The sequence below is a fragment of the Lysinibacillus sp. K60 genome (assembly GCF_019731275.1).
Taxonomy (GTDB): Bacteria; Bacillota; Bacilli; order Bacillales_A; family Planococcaceae; genus Lysinibacillus; species Lysinibacillus capsici.
Genome location: NZ_JAASJR010000002.1, coordinates 615885 through 632774, shown reverse-complemented (window position 1 = coordinate 632774; position 16890 = coordinate 615885). Strand labels below are relative to the sequence as shown.

The following is a 16890-nucleotide window of genomic DNA, read 5'->3' as shown; positions in this document are numbered from 1 at the left end:
TTCTCCTTCCATTTACAAGATTTGAAAGTCTCCTACTATTTTTCTTAAAAATAATATTCGTTCTTAAAATCTCAAACTTCTCAAATCTGTAAATTCATTAACTACAACAATCTATTCCATAGGTAATTAGAGTATGCTAAGAAACCATAGAGAATTTAATTTTGGGAAGTGTACGAAAATAGATTCATGCCAACCAATTAAAAAGGTATTGGGATGGCTTTCCCAATACCTTTCAGGGCTATTGCTTGATTATGAATTATGATGTGCTGACTGATAATCTACGTGCTGCTCCTGTCCAAGAGGTGCCCTTTTAATAGAAAAGATGGCGCAGCCTAATGCACAAAGAACTAGAATCGTACCAAAGCTAGCTAGGTGCATAACGGATCCTGTCCAAGCAAACATTGCGCCACCCACTGCTGATCCGATAGAAATACCAATTTGCAGGGCTGCTGTATTTAAGCTTTGCTGAATATCCGATGATTGAGGATCTGCTTGAATTAAGTAATTTTGTAATGGCGGTGTCAGTGCCCAGCTCAACGCACCCCATAAAACCGTAAATACTAAAAACAGTGGAAGGGCAATAATTGTATAAGGAATACTAAATAAGACAATGGCAAAAGCTGAGACAATTAAAATAATGGCTTTACTTGTGCCAATTTTATCACTCACCCATCCACCTACAGCATTCCCACTAACAGAGGCAATACCAAAGATTAAGTAACAAATACTAATCCATGAAGCATTCATATCAAATGCCTCTACTAAAAATGGTGTTAAATAGGCGTAAAGCATGTAATGACCCGCTAGCATAAAGAGGGTAGTTAACTGTGCTGTCAGGATTTTTAAATTCGCCAGCGATTTGATTTGCGCCTTGAGTGGCACTACTTCTCCAATTGGCATTTTTTCAAGTAATAAAGCAATTAATATCATTGAAATCGTTGATAGGATACTAATACCTAAAAATACGGCTCGCCAGCCAAACGCTTCTGTAATAAAAATACCCATTGGCACACCGATCACCAGCGCAGAACTTACACCCATAAAAACAAGCCCCAGTGCTTTAGCACGATGGCGAGGCTCTACGATTTTAGTTGTAATCGTTAATGATAAAACAATCACTAACGCTGTACTCATAGCTGTGAAAATACGTGCGATTAGCACAATGATAAACGTTGTACTGAAGAAGGTCATTAGATTTCCTAACGTAAAAATAAATAAAGAAATAAGGAATAAGCGCTTCCGCTCCACCTTGGCTGTCAAGGATAGTAGGACAGGCGCAGAAATCGCATAAACAAGTGCAAAAATAGTAATTAATTGTCCCGCCGTCGCTAAAGACACATCTAAATCCTCTGCGATATTTGGCAGGATTCCGCCAACAATTAATTCAACTAACCCTACTGCAAAGGTAGTCACAGCAAGAATATAAACTCTCCAATTCATCGTAATCTCCCCTTCGTTACACGTTCATTTTTGTAGGAGATTGTTTTAAAACAAACTAAAAAAATCCTGACTACAAAAATGAAGCAAAGTTTTGTAGTCAGGATTTTATGGTTCCTGGTAGAGACCCTCAATCCATATTATTGAGGTTATACAGATCAAATATTTACTTTAGCTATAGTAGCACATCAAAATTTCATTGACAATAACTTTTTTCATAGAATTCATTGCCTTTAAAAATCTTTTGGGCAAGAGAAAATTTTGATTTTCTGCTTATATTTCGACGAATTTGACCATATATAGTAACATACAATAACTATTTTACGAGGTGATTGTTTGCGTATAGTAGGATTTGTCTGCTATTTTTTAATACTATTTTATGGCGTAGAATTAGTAGAAGAAGCGTTCACAAATGAAGAACCAGCAATGCAATCTCCCATGAAAAGTAAGCCATCGCCCATCAAGGAAACCGTTGAAAATTCAAGGATTTGTGTCTATTATCCCACGTATAAAAGCTGTACCGATTTACCCCAACAATAAAAAAGAGGCTACTCAATGGAGTGACCTCTTTTTTCATCATTTTGAGCCAATATGAAAATGACTAAATGGATAGAGTATTAATTTTGATTCACCATATACAGCATCCTCTGAAATTAAACCATAATGGCGACTGTCACTACTTTTTAAGCGATTGTCACCAAGCACAAAATACATGCCCTCCGGCACTTCTTTTTCATTCACTAATTGTTCCAATGTAAAGTTTTCCGTAATGCGTAATTGATTAGGATCATCCGTTTGACGGTTCACATAATCTTCTTTGTATGCTTTGCCATTTACGTACAATACATCATCTTTCATTTCCACTTTATCCCCTGGAAGCCCAATGACACGTTTAATATATAACTCATCTTCGACAGGTGATTGGAAAACAATTTGATCGAAGCGCTCGATTTTACTTGTTTTGCTTACAATAATAATATCCTTATCGTGATAAGTTGGATACATGGATGCTCCCTGCACTTTAATCGGCGCAAACAAGAATTGCTTACAGCCAAAAACAACAACAGCTGTAATGACAATAATTTTGATGTAGGATACTATTTCTTTTTTTAGATTGGATGGTTTTTCCGCTTGCATGCTCATTCCCCGATACTGTTTTTTTTAATAGTATAACATTTTCTCACTATTATTGACGAATGAATCACACAAATTGTTTCCTATTCATAGAAAAATAGACAAGGCTACAAAGTAACATTGTCTAGAAATTGATATTTTGCTGTTTCATCGTTATGAATGGTTAGTTTGTGTGGTAGAGTGATGCTGCTCGTTTAATAAATCTACTGCTAATACGATACCCACTGGTAATGCAAATGCTAATAAAATTGTGCCTATAATCATCACAATCACTCCTTTAACCATTTCTAATGTCAGTATACACTTAATTTTCTGATATTTCAAGAAATATCGAAAAATGATGAATAACAGCAAAAAAATCATTCAACTAGGCATGCACCCTACCTGAATGATTTTTTATCCCTTACATAAATAATTTTAAACATAATACTTGTAGGCCTCTTATTGCTGATTGGACTGGATTTTTTCGCACTTTACGTTTAGGTACATAGCTTTGCATGCAATGATTCAGCGCTGTATACCTCAGCACCTGGGTCCTCCCATTCATTCATCTCCCTCCCTTCGTGGCCAAAAAGTTTACAACTAGTATGCGACATTTGTAAGCAACTTGCTTCCTTATTTTTGTAAATGGTTTTTTAAATCCGTTTGTATTTTTTGAAGCTCTGCCTCATTCGGAATATAATACCAAATGCGGTTAATCCTTTCACCGTCTCCCTCTTCAAACGATAACTGCTCAATATCCTTATCCATTTTTTTATAAATACTTTGTAGCTGAATAAGATCCTTCACCGAAAAATTCATGCGAACATTGTCGCCTAGTACATTCAACATATCGGTTGCTTTTAATAATGTTGATGGTGTGGAGGCTTTTTTCATCACCGCTTCAATGATTTGACGTTGTCGAATTTGGCGTCCAAAATCACCTCGAGGATCTTCATAACGAATACGAGAAAAAATAAGGGCCTCATTACCATCTAATGTGATTTCTCCCTTTGGATAATGGTATTCGTCAAAGGTTAAATCCATATCATTATCGATTGTTACGCCACCCAGCGTATCAATAATTTGTAAAAAACCCTCCATATTAATAAAAACATAATAATCAATGGGTATATTTAAAAAGTTTTCGACCGTATCCACAGCCATAGGGACGCCTCCAAAGGCATAGGCATGATTAATCTTATCTACCGTATCATGACCAACGATTTCTGTTCGAGTATCACGGGGTATACTAAGCATTTTCATCGTCTGCTTTTCAGGATTCACAGTGATTACAATCATGGTATCGGAACGTCCACTATCATCTTTTCGTTCATCGACCCCAAGCATTAGAACCGAAAAGGGATCTTTTTTAATCACTGTTTTTTCTTCTGGTTGTGCTGCATCTGTTGTTTGAATAAGTGGTGTATTTATTTTATTCATAGTTTTTTGGATGGTAAAGTAGGCAGTACCTATAAAAATTAAAAAAATTGCTAATAGGCTACCAACAATCCACAGCCATAATTTTTTCTTGCTCTTTTTCTCTTTTGAGCGTTTCATGTTTTTTTCCATACATAAGTCCTTTCTTGCTTAACAATTTTGCCCCTCTTTTTGACGTATTAAGTTGGAAAAAAGTTTATCTAGTCTACTTATATGCATAATGAACGAAAAAAAGACGTACACTAGTATTTACTAAATTTACAACATACTATTCCCTCATTTGTCAATTATCTTCTTTATCCTCTATCAAAATGATGCTATCTTAATTTATTGAAAATTCATTATTGTTGATATATACTAATTTCCAGATACAACGTCTCTATAATAGAAACGTTTTTAGGAGGGATCACTCAATGTTTCAGAAAAGAAGAGAGCAGCTCGTTTCCCGTATGCAGCAACAGTCAATTGATGTAGCAGTGCTAGTGCCAGGGTCAAGCATGTATTATTTTACAGGTCTTCAGTTAAAGCAAAGTGAACGCCTAACGGTAGCCGCTATTACTGCTCACCATCAATTATACTTTCTCGTTCCACAAGTAGAATTAACAAAAGTTGACTTGCGGAATGGTGGAACAATCTTATCCTATTCGGATGAAGAAGGACCGACACAGGCCATCCAGCAACTAAAAAAAGAACTAGAAACAGCGCAGACACTTGGCGTTGAGTTTGACACCATGCGCGTGAAGGAACAGAAAGCGATTGAACATCTTACATATGACAATTTATGTGATATCGGTGAAACCATTCGTGATATACGTATGGAAAAAGATGAACACGAAATAGCCCTCATGCGTCAGGCTGTACAGATTGTCGAAGAAAGTCTTGCAGCCACATTACCGATTATTCAAGCTGGTATTTCAGAGATGGAAGTCGCAGCCCAATTAGAATATGAAATGAGACGACGTGGATCAGAGGGAACACCTTTTGGAACCATTGTTGCTTCTGGTTATCGAGGTGCACTGCCTCATGGCAGAGCGAGCACAAAGAAAATAGAGACAGGTGAATTAATCGTCATAGATTTTGGCGCGATTTATAAGGGCTATGTGGCGGATATGACTAGAACAGTTGCTTTAGGAGAAGTTTCACCAACGCTCAAAACCATTTATAGTATTGTGAAGCAAGCAAATGAAACAGCCATAGCAGCCATAAAACCAGGTATGACAGCTCATGCCATTGATGATCTGGCAAGAGGCATTATTCGCGATGCTGGCTATGGCGATTATTTCACACACCGACTTGGCCATGGCATTGGTTTAAGTGCACATGAAGAGCCTTATATGATGCAGCGTAATCAGCTAGTGTTAAAGCCAGGCATGGCCTTTACCGTGGAGCCAGGTATCTATGTGCAGGATGTTGGTGGTGTTCGTATCGAGGATAATTTAATCGTCACAGAAAATGGTTACGAAAATTTCATGACCTATTCGAAAGAATTAATCATTTTATAAGGTTGGTGTGTACAATGATCGATATGAGGAAAATACAACAGGATATGCCACTACTTGAACACTATATTTACCTAAACACAGCTGCTGCATCTGCCATGCCACAGCCAGTAGTGGATGAGATGACTAGCTATCTCCAAAAACAAGCAAGTATTGGTCCCTACTTGCCCTCCTTTCGTCAAGAAACGTATGCGCAAGTAGAGCGTATTCGAGAAAAAGCCGCATTGTTCATCGGCGCAACAAAAGAGGAAATTGCCTTTGTGCCAAACGGTTCAGTGGCGATTAATTATGTCGCAGGGGGCTTGCAATGGAAACAGGGAGATGAGGTCATAGTGCTCGACACAGAAATGTTGAGTAACTATGTGCCTTGGCTTGCCCTTCAGCAGCAAGGGGTACAGCTGAAAGTGTTAAAAACCAATGATGAATATATGGTAGATTTAGATGCACTTGAGCAACTCATCACACCACAAACGAAATTGATTACCTTTGCCCATATGTCTAATGCTGCTGGGGCACTCCAGCCCGCCAAAGAAATATGTCAGCTCGCCCAGCAACACCATGTACTAACATTGATGAATGCCAATCAAACACTTGGTTTAACACCGATTAATGTTGCCGAACTTGGCTGTGACTTTCTAGTTGCATGTGGGCGGAAATGGCTACGCGGCCCTGAAGGATCAGGTATTTTATATGTACGAGAAGCACTCATTCCAACATTGACGCCTATTATGATTGGCTGGGGCAGCACCCAGTGGGATTATCAGAACAATGCCTATTCTTTTTTAGAAACCGCTAAACGTTTTGAGCCAGGTTGTCCAATCATTCCAAGTATTTTTGGATTAGGTGCAGCTATTGATTATGCGAACAATATTGGTATCCACCACATATATGATCGTGTAAAGCAGCTAACAAACTATTTAATTGAACAGCTTGCAACCATTCCAAACATTGTCTTATATGGTCCTCAAAATAGTGCTCATCGATTATCGATTACGCCGTTTAACATTGAAGGGCTGTCACCAGATGAGCTAACCAATGCTTTAGCAGGACATGGGGTCATCATTGAAGCTGGCACATTTATGGCGAATACCATTATGGAACGCAATCAGATTTCTAAAATGGCCCGTTTTTCACCACACTATTTTAATACGTTTGAAGAAATTGACAAGGCCGTATCCATTATGAAAAAAATCCAAGCAAAGGCTCAAGATAGTTAATGTCTATCTTGAGCCTCTTTTTCATGCTTATTCATGATATAATTTAAAGCTGTATTGATCGAAATACCGTTGAATATTCATCGCTCCGTATTGAAGAACATTCACCATTTCAGGTAATTTCTCCTCTGTTGGCTTACGATAAATAGGACCAGCAATTGTTAAAGAGGCAATGACTTCTTTTTTACTATTAAAAAGAGGTACACCTATCCCAAATACTGAATGAGAGTACTCTCCCGTTGAAAAGCACCAGCCTTGCTGTTGTATTTTTTCTAAATCGGCTAACATTTCATCAGGGTCAGTAATGGTTTCAGGAGTTAATCTTTTCATCCCATGTTCCATGATCTCCTTTTTTCTCTCTTCAGGTAGATAAGCCATGATGACTTTACAAGATGCCCCGATATGTAGTGGTGTCCGCGTGCCAATCGACACTGAAAACTTAATGGTTTGAGAGCTCTCAGCTATTTCTACTGTGACACCATCTGTGCCATCCAGCCAAGTTAAGAATACGGATTCTTTAATGGTATCTGCAAGGTTGATCATAATTGGTAAAACAAAGTCAGAAAGATTTAATTTATCTTTAACCATCTGGCCATATTCTAGAAAGCGAAGCCCTAATTCATATTTTTTTGTCTCCGGATTTTGAATAAGAAAGCCTTGTTTTTCGAAGGTTGCTAAAATCCGATAAATAATGGAGTGACTAATATCCATCTCTTTCGCTAGCTCACGAACACCCCATGTAGGATTTTCCTTATTAAAATATTTCAGTACCTCCAATGAGTTATCTAATGTTTTTAATGTCATTTCACACCTCAAATGTCTCTATAATAGAACCGTATTTTGATTATAAAATGAACACGGACAATTTTCAATAAATTCAACTATTTTACAATTAGATTTTAAATGCACGATTTCATTTCAAGCAGTTCCTATGCACATTCGGATTGTGCAGAGCATGGCTATCACACTAATAAAGAAGGCTATCCGCTAGAATCCTCTTTCTATCCGTCATATATTGAGTTTTATCCGCCAGTTTGAACATTTTATCCACTTAGAGCCATTCTATCACGCAAAAAAAGAAGGCTATCCGTCAGAATCCTCTTTCTATCCGTCACATATTGAGTTTTATCCGCGAGTTTGGACATTCTATCCACTTAGAGCCATTCTATTCCGCAAAAAAGGAGGGCTATCCGCCTGAACAATGAAAAATCAACCCATCTCTTAAAAGGTAGGTTGATTTTTTTACATGGCTATTTCTGCTGAATACCCTGTACTAATTTTTCTTGAATCCGCAAGTATTGGGTAATTTCCTCGTCATCTAATACTTCAAAAAGCTGTACAAAGACCTCTTTCCCGATAGATTGAGCCTTTGCTAAAGCACTTTGACCCTCGTCTGTAATTTGTAAGCGAATGGTGCGACGGTCGGATGGATCATATAGTCTTTCTGCTAATCCAAGCTTGACCAGCTTTTCAGCAATGCTCGTCATAGCACCTTTTGTATAGCCGATTGTCTCAGCTAACTCGGCTTGTTTTTGTGGGCCTTTGACATGTAGCTCATTTAAAACTAAAATTGGTGAAATTCCTAAAGGATATGGGAACGCTTTTGTAAAACGTATAATATTCGCATTGTTCACCTGTTCAATCATATGAATCAGTTTAAAAATATTTGTCTGTTTCAAAAAAATCCTCCTCAAACGCTGAGAATTAATGAAGCATTAGTGAGCCTCCATCCACCATAATCGTTTGACCTGTAATATATTGAGAATCGTCAGAAGCTAAGAAAACAGCTACTCGACCGATATCTTGCTCAATATCACCAAAACGGCCTAACGGGATTTTACTTCTCACCGCTTCATAATACTCTGGCTGTGCTTTTGCCCATGCTTGTACACCTGGTGAATCAGCAAGCGGACTAATGATATTGACATTAATACCAAAACGTCCCCATTCATTTGCGGCAACACGGGAAATACCACGAATGGCTTCCTTGGCAGCGGCATAAGCAGCCTGTGTTTCATGACCTTGAATGCCTGCTCCAGATGCAAAGTTAATAATATTACCCTTAGTTTCTTTTAAATGCGGTAGGGCTGCTTGCATTAAATAGAAGGTTGGATAAAAACCTGTTCCAAATGACAAATCAAGATCTGCTTGTGTAGTTTCTTCTATTGTAACTTGTTTAGCAGCATGAGCGTTATTAACTAGCACATCTAGTTTACCGTATTTTTCTACGACTGTATCAATAATTTTTGGTAATTGGTCGCGTTCCATTAGATTAGCCTGTAAAAACATAGACTTCGGAGACATTTCTTGTAATTCTTTTGCCATTGCCTCGCCTGCTTCTGTATTTAAGTCAACAATTGTCACAATCGCCCCTTCCTTTACCATAGCTTTTGCCATTCCACTACCAATCCCACCTGCGCCACCAGTAATAATGACCACTTTGTTTTGTAGCTTACCCATTGCAACAACATCTCCTTCTTGTTTATCTGTTAATAGTTTAACATCAAACTATTTAGTTTTAAACTAAAATGCTTCAGATAAAAAGCCTATTCTAGAGAAGAGTTAATCCAAAATAAGCTTTTCTAAAATTGATTGTCCGTTTACTCTTTTCCAGCGCTCTATTTCTGATTCGATATTACACCAAATATAGACCCTTTAATGTAGGTTTGTCCTTGTAAAGACTGCAATTGCTCTGGAGTACCAGTTACTACAGCCCCGGTTATTTTCACATCACTTTTCTCTAGGGTTCCATTTTCCCCTACTAAAGCTTGATAAACTTGATTTGTTTCCCACTCAAAGTTCTTGCTTTTACGAAGAAGCTCAATGTTTCGAATAAAGGTCTCAACCTCGTCGTTTGAAGAGCGTCGAGGTTTAGGTTTAGATTGCTCTGATTGGAAGCCGTAAATGTATGGATCATTGGCTGAAATAGTATTCTGTCCTTGCTTAAAAAAATCTAGTGTAGCATCTGGATAGGCATCCACCCACCACCAATCTACTTGTACTTCAGAAGGTAGCTTGCTTTTAATTTCACCAAAATTATAGGCATCATCAAAGGAAATAGCTATTTCTACTAAAGTATTTTTCTCCAATTGATGCAGTTCACTAATATTATCTTGGTAATGATCGTAGGAAATCCTTGGATGATAAAAAAACATTTCTCGGTCACCTGTGTAGTCATTAAACCGTTCGAATTGATATGTTTCTGCCAGTGATTCTGAACCTTCTATCTGGATGGAGCTAGAAATGGCCGTTCGTGTAAGCGTTCCAAATAAATTATAATCGCTTTTGATAGGCTCCCAAATATATGGACGATGCTGATCTCCAAGCACCTTATAGGTTGTTGTTGTTATTTTCCCTCCCAGCAAATGATCGTCATAAACCTGATTACTAATTTGGACATTGGGCGCACTTATTTCGTTAAATAAATGAATATCATCCATTACTTTTTGCGCGCTATTTAACGATAAAGCCCTCAGCCCATACCATAATGCTATTAGCACAATGGGGGTAACGACCAATGTAATCCCAATCATTTTGACTGTTGACCAAAACCTTGCCTTTCTCATTATTTTGTTCGTTTGTTTATCATCAAACAAAAATTCATTTTCTTCTTTATTCATCATGAATATCCTCCTTAAATCGTTCTGTAAATTCTTCCCTAGCACGTCTGACATGCGTTTTTAGTGTGTTTTCATTCTTATTCATCAAGGCTGAAATTTCCTTATACGATAATCCCAGCTCATATTTCAGGATTAATAATTCCTGATGCAAAATGGATAGCGTTTCGAGTGTGTTCTGTATGTCCTTTAATTTTTCTTTCTTTAGCATCTGGATCTCAGGAATATGAATGAATGAAGTCAATTGAACCTCATCTAATTCTGTTGTTGGATGACGTGTTTCTTTTCTCTTGAGATCATAAAATTGATTGGTTGCTACACGATATAACCAACTCATTACTTTGTCTGACTGAATTCCATTTTTATGTAATAAAAATTTATAACATGTATCTTGGACGATATCTTCTGCATCCTCATGGGCTAATCCACGTTTTCTCAAATAACGATATAGCAGCGTTCCTGCTTGCTGTAGAAACGCATTCATTGATTGCTTTACCATGTCCACCTCCCTTCTGCCTATACAACGCAGAACTCCATGAAAAGTTTACATATTACAAAAAGTTCCCATTAATTATTTTAGTTTAATGAAAACCAACAACATTTATTTTCAAATACATACAAGCATCTTTTTAATTTGACAAGAATATACTGTAGCAGCTAGCTAAAATCACTTTCAAGAAAGGAGTTGTGGATAATGGGTGCTAAATGGATAAAGGTTTCAGTCTTTTATTTATTGATTGTTTTTGCTTTTGGCCTGTTTATGCATTATACGGTTCAACTTCAATGGAAAGCGACACATGCTCATATTGGTGTGGTAGGTTGGCTGACTACTGGATTCATTGGTTTAATTTATTCGACTTATAAAAATGCTGCGGAGACAGGTCTCGCCAAAGCACAGTTCTGGCTTTACAATCTCGGTTTACCCTTCCTTTTTGTTGGCATGATGATGGTGTATTGGGATGTACCACGCTGGTTATTTGAGCTTTTCGTGTCTGGTGGTGGTATTGCTGTAGCGTTGTCTGTCCTGTTATTCTTTGTCAATGTCTTTAAATATGTAAGATAAATAGAAAAGCCCCGCTTCAGTTGAAGTGGGGCTTTTCATAGCTATTAATTTATTGTAAGGAGTTCGCTTGCATTTGATACATTTTGTCATAAATTCCGCCAAGTGCTAGCAGTTCATCATGCGTGCCGTTTTCTACAATTTTCCCGCGATCAAGTACAAGAATACGATCTGCATTTTTAATCGTAGAAAGTCGATGGGCAATAATAAACGTTGTTCGTCCTTTTTTCAGGACATCCATCGCATGCTGAATAATTTCTTCCGTTTCCGTATCAATATTCGATGTCGCTTCATCTAATATTAAAATTGCTGGATCAAATGCTAGAGCGCGTGCAAATGAAATCAACTGACGTTGTCCTGAAGATAATGTACTGCCCTTCTCAATGACTGGCTCCTCATAGCCATTTGGTAAATTAGCTAAAACGCGTTCCCCACCAACAGCATTTAAGGAAGCTTCTATTTTCTCCTGAGAGATGCGCGGGTTGTTTAAGCTAACATTGGATGCAATCGTACCCGTAAATAAGTAAGGGTCCTGTAGCACAATACCCATATGTTCACGCATCGTTTGACGTGGAACAGAGGTAATATCAATGCCATCAATGGTTATTTTGCCTTTTGACGGATCGTAGAAGCGGAACAACAAGTTCATTATGGAACTTTTCCCTGAACCTGTATGACCAACTAAGGCAATTGTTTCACCTTGATGTGCTTCAAATGACAGGTTTTTCAACACATATTCATTATCTTTATAGGCAAAGGAAACATCTTCGAAAACCACATTTCCTTTATATCGTGGGATGCTCTTTTTAGAAACAGGCTCGCCATTCGTATCGAGCACCTCAAAGACACGTTTACCTGCAATGAGTGAACGCTCAAGCTGTGAAAACTGGTTCACAATATTCGTGATCGGATTAAATAGCTTTGTTAAGTAATCAACAAATGCATACAATGTCCCTGCCGTAATCACTTCAGTTGCAGTGAATGAGCGTGTACCAAAGTAGAAAATAAAGACCGTAAACATGATGAGTCTTAGCGTATTCACAAGGTTAAAGGATGTAGCTGAATCAAGCACCAGCAGCTTACGTTCATACGCATAATGCTCATTATTCATGTCATCAAATTCCTTCGTCATTTGCTGCTCACGACGGAACGCCTGAATAATTGTCATGCCCTGAATGGATTCATTAATCATGGCATTAATATCTGCAATTTTTGTACGAATGACATCGTTGTATTTAGAGGCAAATTTTCGATATAAAATCATCCACACATAAACAATTGGAATCATGGTTAAAGCAAGCATTGCCATTTTCCAATTTAAAATAAAGAGCGCTATATACACCCCAAAAATAGAAATAAAGCTCGTCGCAAAATTAGATAGTACCTGTACATATAGATTCCGAACTGCCTCTGTATCGTTTGTTACACGAGCAACAATTTTACCCGCTGGTAAATTGTCAAAGTATTGGATCGGTAAAGTTTGAATATGTTCAAAGACATCTTTACGTAATTTTTGGATGACACGATTTGCCCCAATTTGCAAATAAATATACATAAAATAACGTAATATGGCTGTTGCAATGGCTAAAAGTAAATAAACAATGAGCAACCATGTAATCGGTTTGATTTCTATATGACCGATTGTCATATAATTATCAATAATATGTTTCGCAATAAACGGTCCAACAAGCTCCGTGAATACGGCAATTGTTAGGAAGAATAAGCCTAATAGTATCGGCTTTTTAAAATACATCGCATAGCGTATTAAACGTTGACTCGTACTCATGAGGCACCTCCTTCTAGCTGCTGACGGTCAAATTGCTCTTTATACCATCCTTGTTGCGCAAGAAGTTCCTCATGTGTTCCCTGCTCTACAATTTGCCCATCATCCAGTACGATGATGACATCGGCATGCTGAATACCAGACAAGCGATGTGTCGTAATAATCGTCGTTTTACCTTGACGTTCACGCTGAATATTTTCAATAATTCTTGCCTCTGTCTTCGCGTCGACAGCGGAAAGCGAATCATCCAGCATTAAAATTTCAGGATCTTTAATTAAAGCACGAGCAATAGACACACGTTGTTTTTGACCGCCTGAAAGAGAGACACCCTTTTCTCCAACAAGTGTTTCAAGGCCCATTGGTAGATTGTCTAAATCCTTTTCAAAATAAGCGGCACGTATCGCCTGCTGCAACTCTGCTTGTGTTGCATCTTCTTTCCCAAATAATATATTTTCACGAATAGTTCGTGAGAATAGCACATGATCTTGTGGCACATAACCAATCCAATCGAGGATCTGCTCCTTCGTTTGAGCCGTAATATCGATACCGTCAATGGCAAGCTGTCCCTGACCAATTGGGTATTCTCGCAATAATTGGCGTAGGAAGGTTGTTTTACCTGCTCCCGTTTTACCTACAATGCCAAGGGTTTGACCTTTTTTCAAGGAAAGTGAAATCTGCTGTAGGTTTTTCACCTGACTCATCGGATATTGGAATGTTAAGGCATCAAAGCCAATCGCATTTGGTGTCGCAATCATTTGGGGATTCGGAATATTTCGAACATCCGCCTCGTAGTTCAATGTTTCCTGCACGCGATCTAGTGAGGCATTCCCCTGTTGCATAACATTGATGAGCTCACCAATCGCAAATATCGGCCAAACAGCCAAACCTAAATAAACATTAAACGTCACCAGTTGCCCAACCGTCATCGCTTCTGTTGCCACTAAATGAGCCCCGTAACCAAGTGCTACAACATAGCTAATGCCTGTTCCAACTTTTGTAATCGGGCCAAATAAAGCATTGATTTTCGCTGTATGAATGTTTTTCGCATACACAACTTCACTCATATCTGCAAAATTAGCCTCATCCTTTTTTTCCTGCACATAGGCACGCACCACGCGCACTCCTGCTACAGATTCCAGCACACTATCGTTTAGTTCCCCAAAAGCATCTTGTGCCTTCATATATCGCTCATGAACAATTTTTCCCAAATATTGAATGAGGATCGCCATAATAGGGACTGGTAACATGGCAAAAAATGTGAGCTTCCAAGAAATCATATAGCCCATCGCAAAAATGATAAAGCCCATATAAATCGTTGAATCAATCAACGTCATAATGCCAAAACCTGCTGTCATGGATACGGCATTCAAGTCATTTGTTGCACGTGCCATCAGGTCACCAGTACGGTTTTTTTCATAAAATGTTGGGGTCATGCGTAAAAAATGCTGCATTAAATTACGACGTAAAATTTTCTCAAGGTTGATAGCTCCTTCAAATAGTCGGAATTGCCACACAAAATTTAATAAATAGCCCCCAATAATAATCCCAATAAAAATCAAGACATACTTTGTTAAAATAGCTGGTGTCATTTCTCCTGCAGTCAATAGATCTATAATAGAACCGAGTAGATAGGGAGGGACAACCTCTAATCCACTGGCAACCATTAGTAGAATAATGGCCACCGTATATTGCTTCCAGTATTTTTTAAAGAACCAGCCTAATTTACTTAACACATCAAACATACATCATAACCTTCTTTCCTCCGTGCTGTTGTGGATGACTACCCACTTTCTAGAAATTCCTTTTTGAAAATCATTCTTCTAACTGTTTTTGTCATATACATACACTCCTTTTTGTTTTCACTACAACCTTTTTTGCACAAAAAAAGACACATACCCTAAAAGAGTAAGTGTCTCTTATAAAAGGCAGGATAATTCCATACCTAGTTCTGCAATAGTAAATAAAGCGTTAGGCACGGACAATGTATGTAACTGTGATTGAATTTGATGCGGATAAAATTAACATTGTCATGCCCTCCTTTAGTTTATTTGTTATAGTGTTCTTGAAGATTATCACACTATAGAAATATTTGTCAACTATCACCCTGTTATTTTTTATCATTTTCAGGAAATAGTTAGCGCTTTAAAGCATTGAAATGCTTCAAGGAATCAAAGGGAGAACATGCTTAAAATTACAGTGTTGTCTATAACCTTACAATAATTCTACAGCACAAACATTAACCTAAAGACTGAAATACACGACTAGTGATTTTGATACCAAATAGCAGACAATAGAATATTCTCTTTGCGTCTATTGCACTCCTTCAATATGCTTATCATCATCTTTATTTAGTTAATTATTATTTAGTTATTTATTATTTAGTAGTGCCGTGATTTCCGTTTATGGTTTAGCCGTCATCGGGTTTTCCGTCAACGGATTCACATAAAATGGACAAAGAATTGTCCATGCAATTTCATTTTCCATATATAATATTTCGAAATATTATTTCATAAGCATTTATAACTTTCTATACACTATATACATTTTAATAATCGATTTGGGGACATAACTTGAATTGAAATATTTCTAAAATTTTTGTCTCATGATACACTTTCATTATAGTCATTTTCAGTAAGGGGTTTTTATGTTGAGGTCATTCCTAGCCGTGGGAATTGGTGGAATTCTTGGTGCCATCTGTCGATATAGCCTTAGTCTCGCCGTTCCCAATACAGAAATATTTCCATTCACAACACTGTTTATAAATTTACTGGGCTGCTTTTGCTTAGCATGGCTTTTTACTTCTTTTATAAAACGCACACCTATTATACTAGGAGTAGGTACAGGGTTTTGTGGCGCTTTTACTACCTTTTCGACATTTTCCTTAGAGACACTATTACTCCTAGAAAATAGCGAGTGGCTACAGGCTGTACTCTATGTTACAGTGAGTGTTTTAGGTGGATTAGCTTGCACATGGCTGGGAATACGACTTGCTAGGGGGCGTATTGCATGATTTTAGTTGGAATTGGTGGATTTTTTGGCGCTCTTTCTAGATTTTATTTAGGAAAATTACTTGTAGATCCCTATCCATGGGCGACTTTGATTATTAATTGTACAGGCTCCTTTGCGCTTGGTTTCTTATTTGCCCTACATCTTAGTGATTGGTTATGGCAATTAATTGGCATAGGTTTTTTAGGAGCCTACACAACTTTTTCTACTTTTGGATTTGAATGTCTACAGCTTATAGAACAACAAAAATGGAGACAAGCCATTAGCTATATTGCCAGTACCTTGCTAATTGGCATACTTAGTGCAGCTATTGGTTATCTAGTCGTATAAAAGAGGGTGAACTATTGACACTGCCGTCAAAAGAGTTACTGGAGGAATTAGAAGTTGAAATAGAGCAAACGCTCTATTCATTGATTGACCTAGAATTAGAGGAAAATTACGCTACAATGAATACACAATTTGCGCAATTACTTGCCAAGGTTCAGACAGCCCAGTTGATTGATTACAAGCTGGATGTTCTCGTTGAACCTCAAGCTTTTGCACCTGAAACTTGTATTCTTTTACAGAGCCTCATAGAAGCAAAGGCGAGACCAAATAAAAGGCATAAACTGTTAACACATCGTATGATTTTGAAGATATGGTTACGAAAAAATCAACGATTCATGAGGGAATTTCTACCCCAAATGTTTTAGGCGCCACTTGGAATTGCAAGGGCGCCTTT

General features: G+C 37.8%; 18 protein-coding genes and 1 riboswitch. Of the genes, 7 read left to right on the top strand and 11 right to left on the bottom strand.

Annotated features, from left to right (window positions below):
• Positions 1-249: 249 nt before the first annotated feature.
• On the bottom strand, positions 250-1440 hold the full coding sequence (locus HCH28_RS06930) for an MFS transporter (protein ID WP_004230558.1): 1191 nt from the start codon (positions 1438-1440) through the stop codon (positions 250-252).
• A gap of 74 nt (positions 1441-1514) precedes the next feature.
• Positions 1515-1614, bottom strand: a riboswitch (purine riboswitch).
• A 159-nt stretch (positions 1615-1773) separates the two neighbouring features.
• Between HCH28_RS06930 and HCH28_RS06925 the strand changes: the two genes are divergently transcribed.
• The gene (locus HCH28_RS06925; RefSeq protein WP_036218669.1) at positions 1774-1977 is read left to right on the top strand and encodes a hypothetical protein; all 204 of its coding nucleotides are present in this window, start codon (positions 1774-1776) and stop codon (positions 1975-1977) included.
• Positions 1978-2013: 36 nt separating this feature from the next.
• Here HCH28_RS06925 and lepB read toward each other — a convergent pair whose 3' ends face one another.
• The 3 genes from lepB to HCH28_RS06910 form a co-directional block, all read right to left on the bottom strand.
• Positions 2014-2574 carry a signal peptidase I gene (gene lepB / locus HCH28_RS06920; protein WP_221680346.1) on the bottom strand — a complete coding sequence of 187 codons (561 nt, stop codon included), beginning with the start codon at positions 2572-2574 and terminating at the stop codon, positions 2014-2016.
• Between the two features lie 150 nt (positions 2575-2724).
• Positions 2725-2835: a transcriptional regulator gene (locus HCH28_RS06915; RefSeq protein WP_221680345.1), complete on the bottom strand. Its 111-nt coding sequence runs from the start codon at positions 2833-2835 to the stop codon at positions 2725-2727.
• Between the two features lie 351 nt (positions 2836-3186).
• Positions 3187-4122 carry an LCP family glycopolymer transferase gene (locus HCH28_RS06910; protein WP_004230561.1) on the bottom strand — a complete coding sequence of 312 codons (936 nt, stop codon included), beginning with the start codon at positions 4120-4122 and terminating at the stop codon, positions 3187-3189.
• A 281-nt stretch (positions 4123-4403) separates the two neighbouring features.
• On the opposite strand from HCH28_RS06910, the gene HCH28_RS06905 reads away from it, so the two are divergent.
• Together HCH28_RS06905 and HCH28_RS06900 are read left to right on the top strand one after the other, a co-directional pair.
• The gene (locus tag HCH28_RS06905) at positions 4404-5492 is read left to right on the top strand and encodes a M24 family metallopeptidase (protein ID WP_221680344.1); all 1089 of its coding nucleotides are present in this window, start codon (positions 4404-4406) and stop codon (positions 5490-5492) included.
• Positions 5493-5506: 14 nt separating this feature from the next.
• Positions 5507-6706, top strand: a complete 1200-nt coding sequence (locus tag HCH28_RS06900; RefSeq protein WP_221680343.1) for an aminotransferase class V-fold PLP-dependent enzyme — start codon at positions 5507-5509, stop codon at positions 6704-6706.
• Positions 6707-6733: 27 nt separating this feature from the next.
• Here HCH28_RS06900 and HCH28_RS06895 read toward each other — a convergent pair whose 3' ends face one another.
• The 5 genes from HCH28_RS06895 to HCH28_RS06875 all read right to left on the bottom strand — a co-directional run bounded on the left by HCH28_RS06895 (position 6734) and on the right by HCH28_RS06875 (position 10819).
• Complete coding sequence (locus HCH28_RS06895) at positions 6734-7507, bottom strand: IclR family transcriptional regulator (protein ID WP_221680342.1); 774 nt, start codon at positions 7505-7507, stop codon at positions 6734-6736.
• Positions 7508-7953: 446 nt separating this feature from the next.
• Positions 7954-8382: a MarR family winged helix-turn-helix transcriptional regulator gene (locus HCH28_RS06890; RefSeq protein WP_255600819.1), complete on the bottom strand. Its 429-nt coding sequence runs from the start codon at positions 8380-8382 to the stop codon at positions 7954-7956.
• 25 nt (positions 8383-8407) lie between these two features.
• Positions 8408-9163: an SDR family NAD(P)-dependent oxidoreductase gene (locus HCH28_RS06885; protein ID WP_004230568.1), complete on the bottom strand. Its 756-nt coding sequence runs from the start codon at positions 9161-9163 to the stop codon at positions 8408-8410.
• Between the two features lie 158 nt (positions 9164-9321).
• The gene (locus HCH28_RS06880; protein ID WP_255600816.1) at positions 9322-10326 is read right to left on the bottom strand and encodes an anti sigma factor C-terminal domain-containing protein; all 1005 of its coding nucleotides are present in this window, start codon (positions 10324-10326) and stop codon (positions 9322-9324) included.
• Positions 10316-10819, bottom strand: a complete 504-nt coding sequence (locus tag HCH28_RS06875) for an RNA polymerase sigma factor (protein ID WP_221680341.1) — start codon at positions 10817-10819, stop codon at positions 10316-10318. Before HCH28_RS06875 ends, HCH28_RS06880 begins: the two co-directional genes overlap by 11 nt.
• Positions 10820-11014: 195 nt before the next feature.
• On the opposite strand from HCH28_RS06875, the gene HCH28_RS06870 reads away from it, so the two are divergent.
• Positions 11015-11383: a hypothetical protein gene (locus HCH28_RS06870; protein ID WP_004230571.1), complete on the top strand. Its 369-nt coding sequence runs from the start codon at positions 11015-11017 to the stop codon at positions 11381-11383.
• Between the two features lie 49 nt (positions 11384-11432).
• On the opposite strand, the gene HCH28_RS06865 is transcribed toward HCH28_RS06870, so the two are convergent.
• Together HCH28_RS06865 and HCH28_RS06860 are read right to left on the bottom strand one after the other, a co-directional pair.
• Positions 11433-13166: an ABC transporter ATP-binding protein gene (locus HCH28_RS06865; protein WP_221680340.1), complete on the bottom strand. Its 1734-nt coding sequence runs from the start codon at positions 13164-13166 to the stop codon at positions 11433-11435.
• Positions 13163-14905, bottom strand: coding sequence for an ABC transporter ATP-binding protein (locus HCH28_RS06860; protein WP_004230573.1), 1743 nt, complete (start codon positions 14903-14905; stop codon positions 13163-13165). Before HCH28_RS06860 ends, HCH28_RS06865 begins: the two co-directional genes overlap by 4 nt.
• Positions 14906-15810: 905 nt before the next feature.
• On the opposite strand from HCH28_RS06860, the gene crcB (HCH28_RS06855) reads away from it, so the two are divergent.
• The 3 genes from crcB (HCH28_RS06855) to HCH28_RS06845 are packed head-to-tail and all read left to right on the top strand — an operon-like array spanning position 15811 to position 16861.
• Positions 15811-16173: a fluoride efflux transporter CrcB gene (gene crcB / locus HCH28_RS06855; RefSeq protein WP_255600813.1), complete on the top strand. Its 363-nt coding sequence runs from the start codon at positions 15811-15813 to the stop codon at positions 16171-16173.
• Complete coding sequence (crcB, locus tag HCH28_RS06850) at positions 16170-16499, top strand: fluoride efflux transporter CrcB (RefSeq protein WP_221680338.1); 330 nt, start codon at positions 16170-16172, stop codon at positions 16497-16499. The genes crcB (HCH28_RS06855) and crcB (HCH28_RS06850) overlap by 4 nt, the downstream gene beginning before the upstream one ends.
• Before the next feature lie 14 nt (positions 16500-16513).
• Positions 16514-16861 (top strand): hypothetical protein, encoded by a 348-nt coding sequence (locus HCH28_RS06845; protein WP_221680337.1) that lies wholly within the window; start codon positions 16514-16516, stop codon positions 16859-16861.
• The last annotated feature ends 29 nt before the right edge of the window (positions 16862-16890 follow it).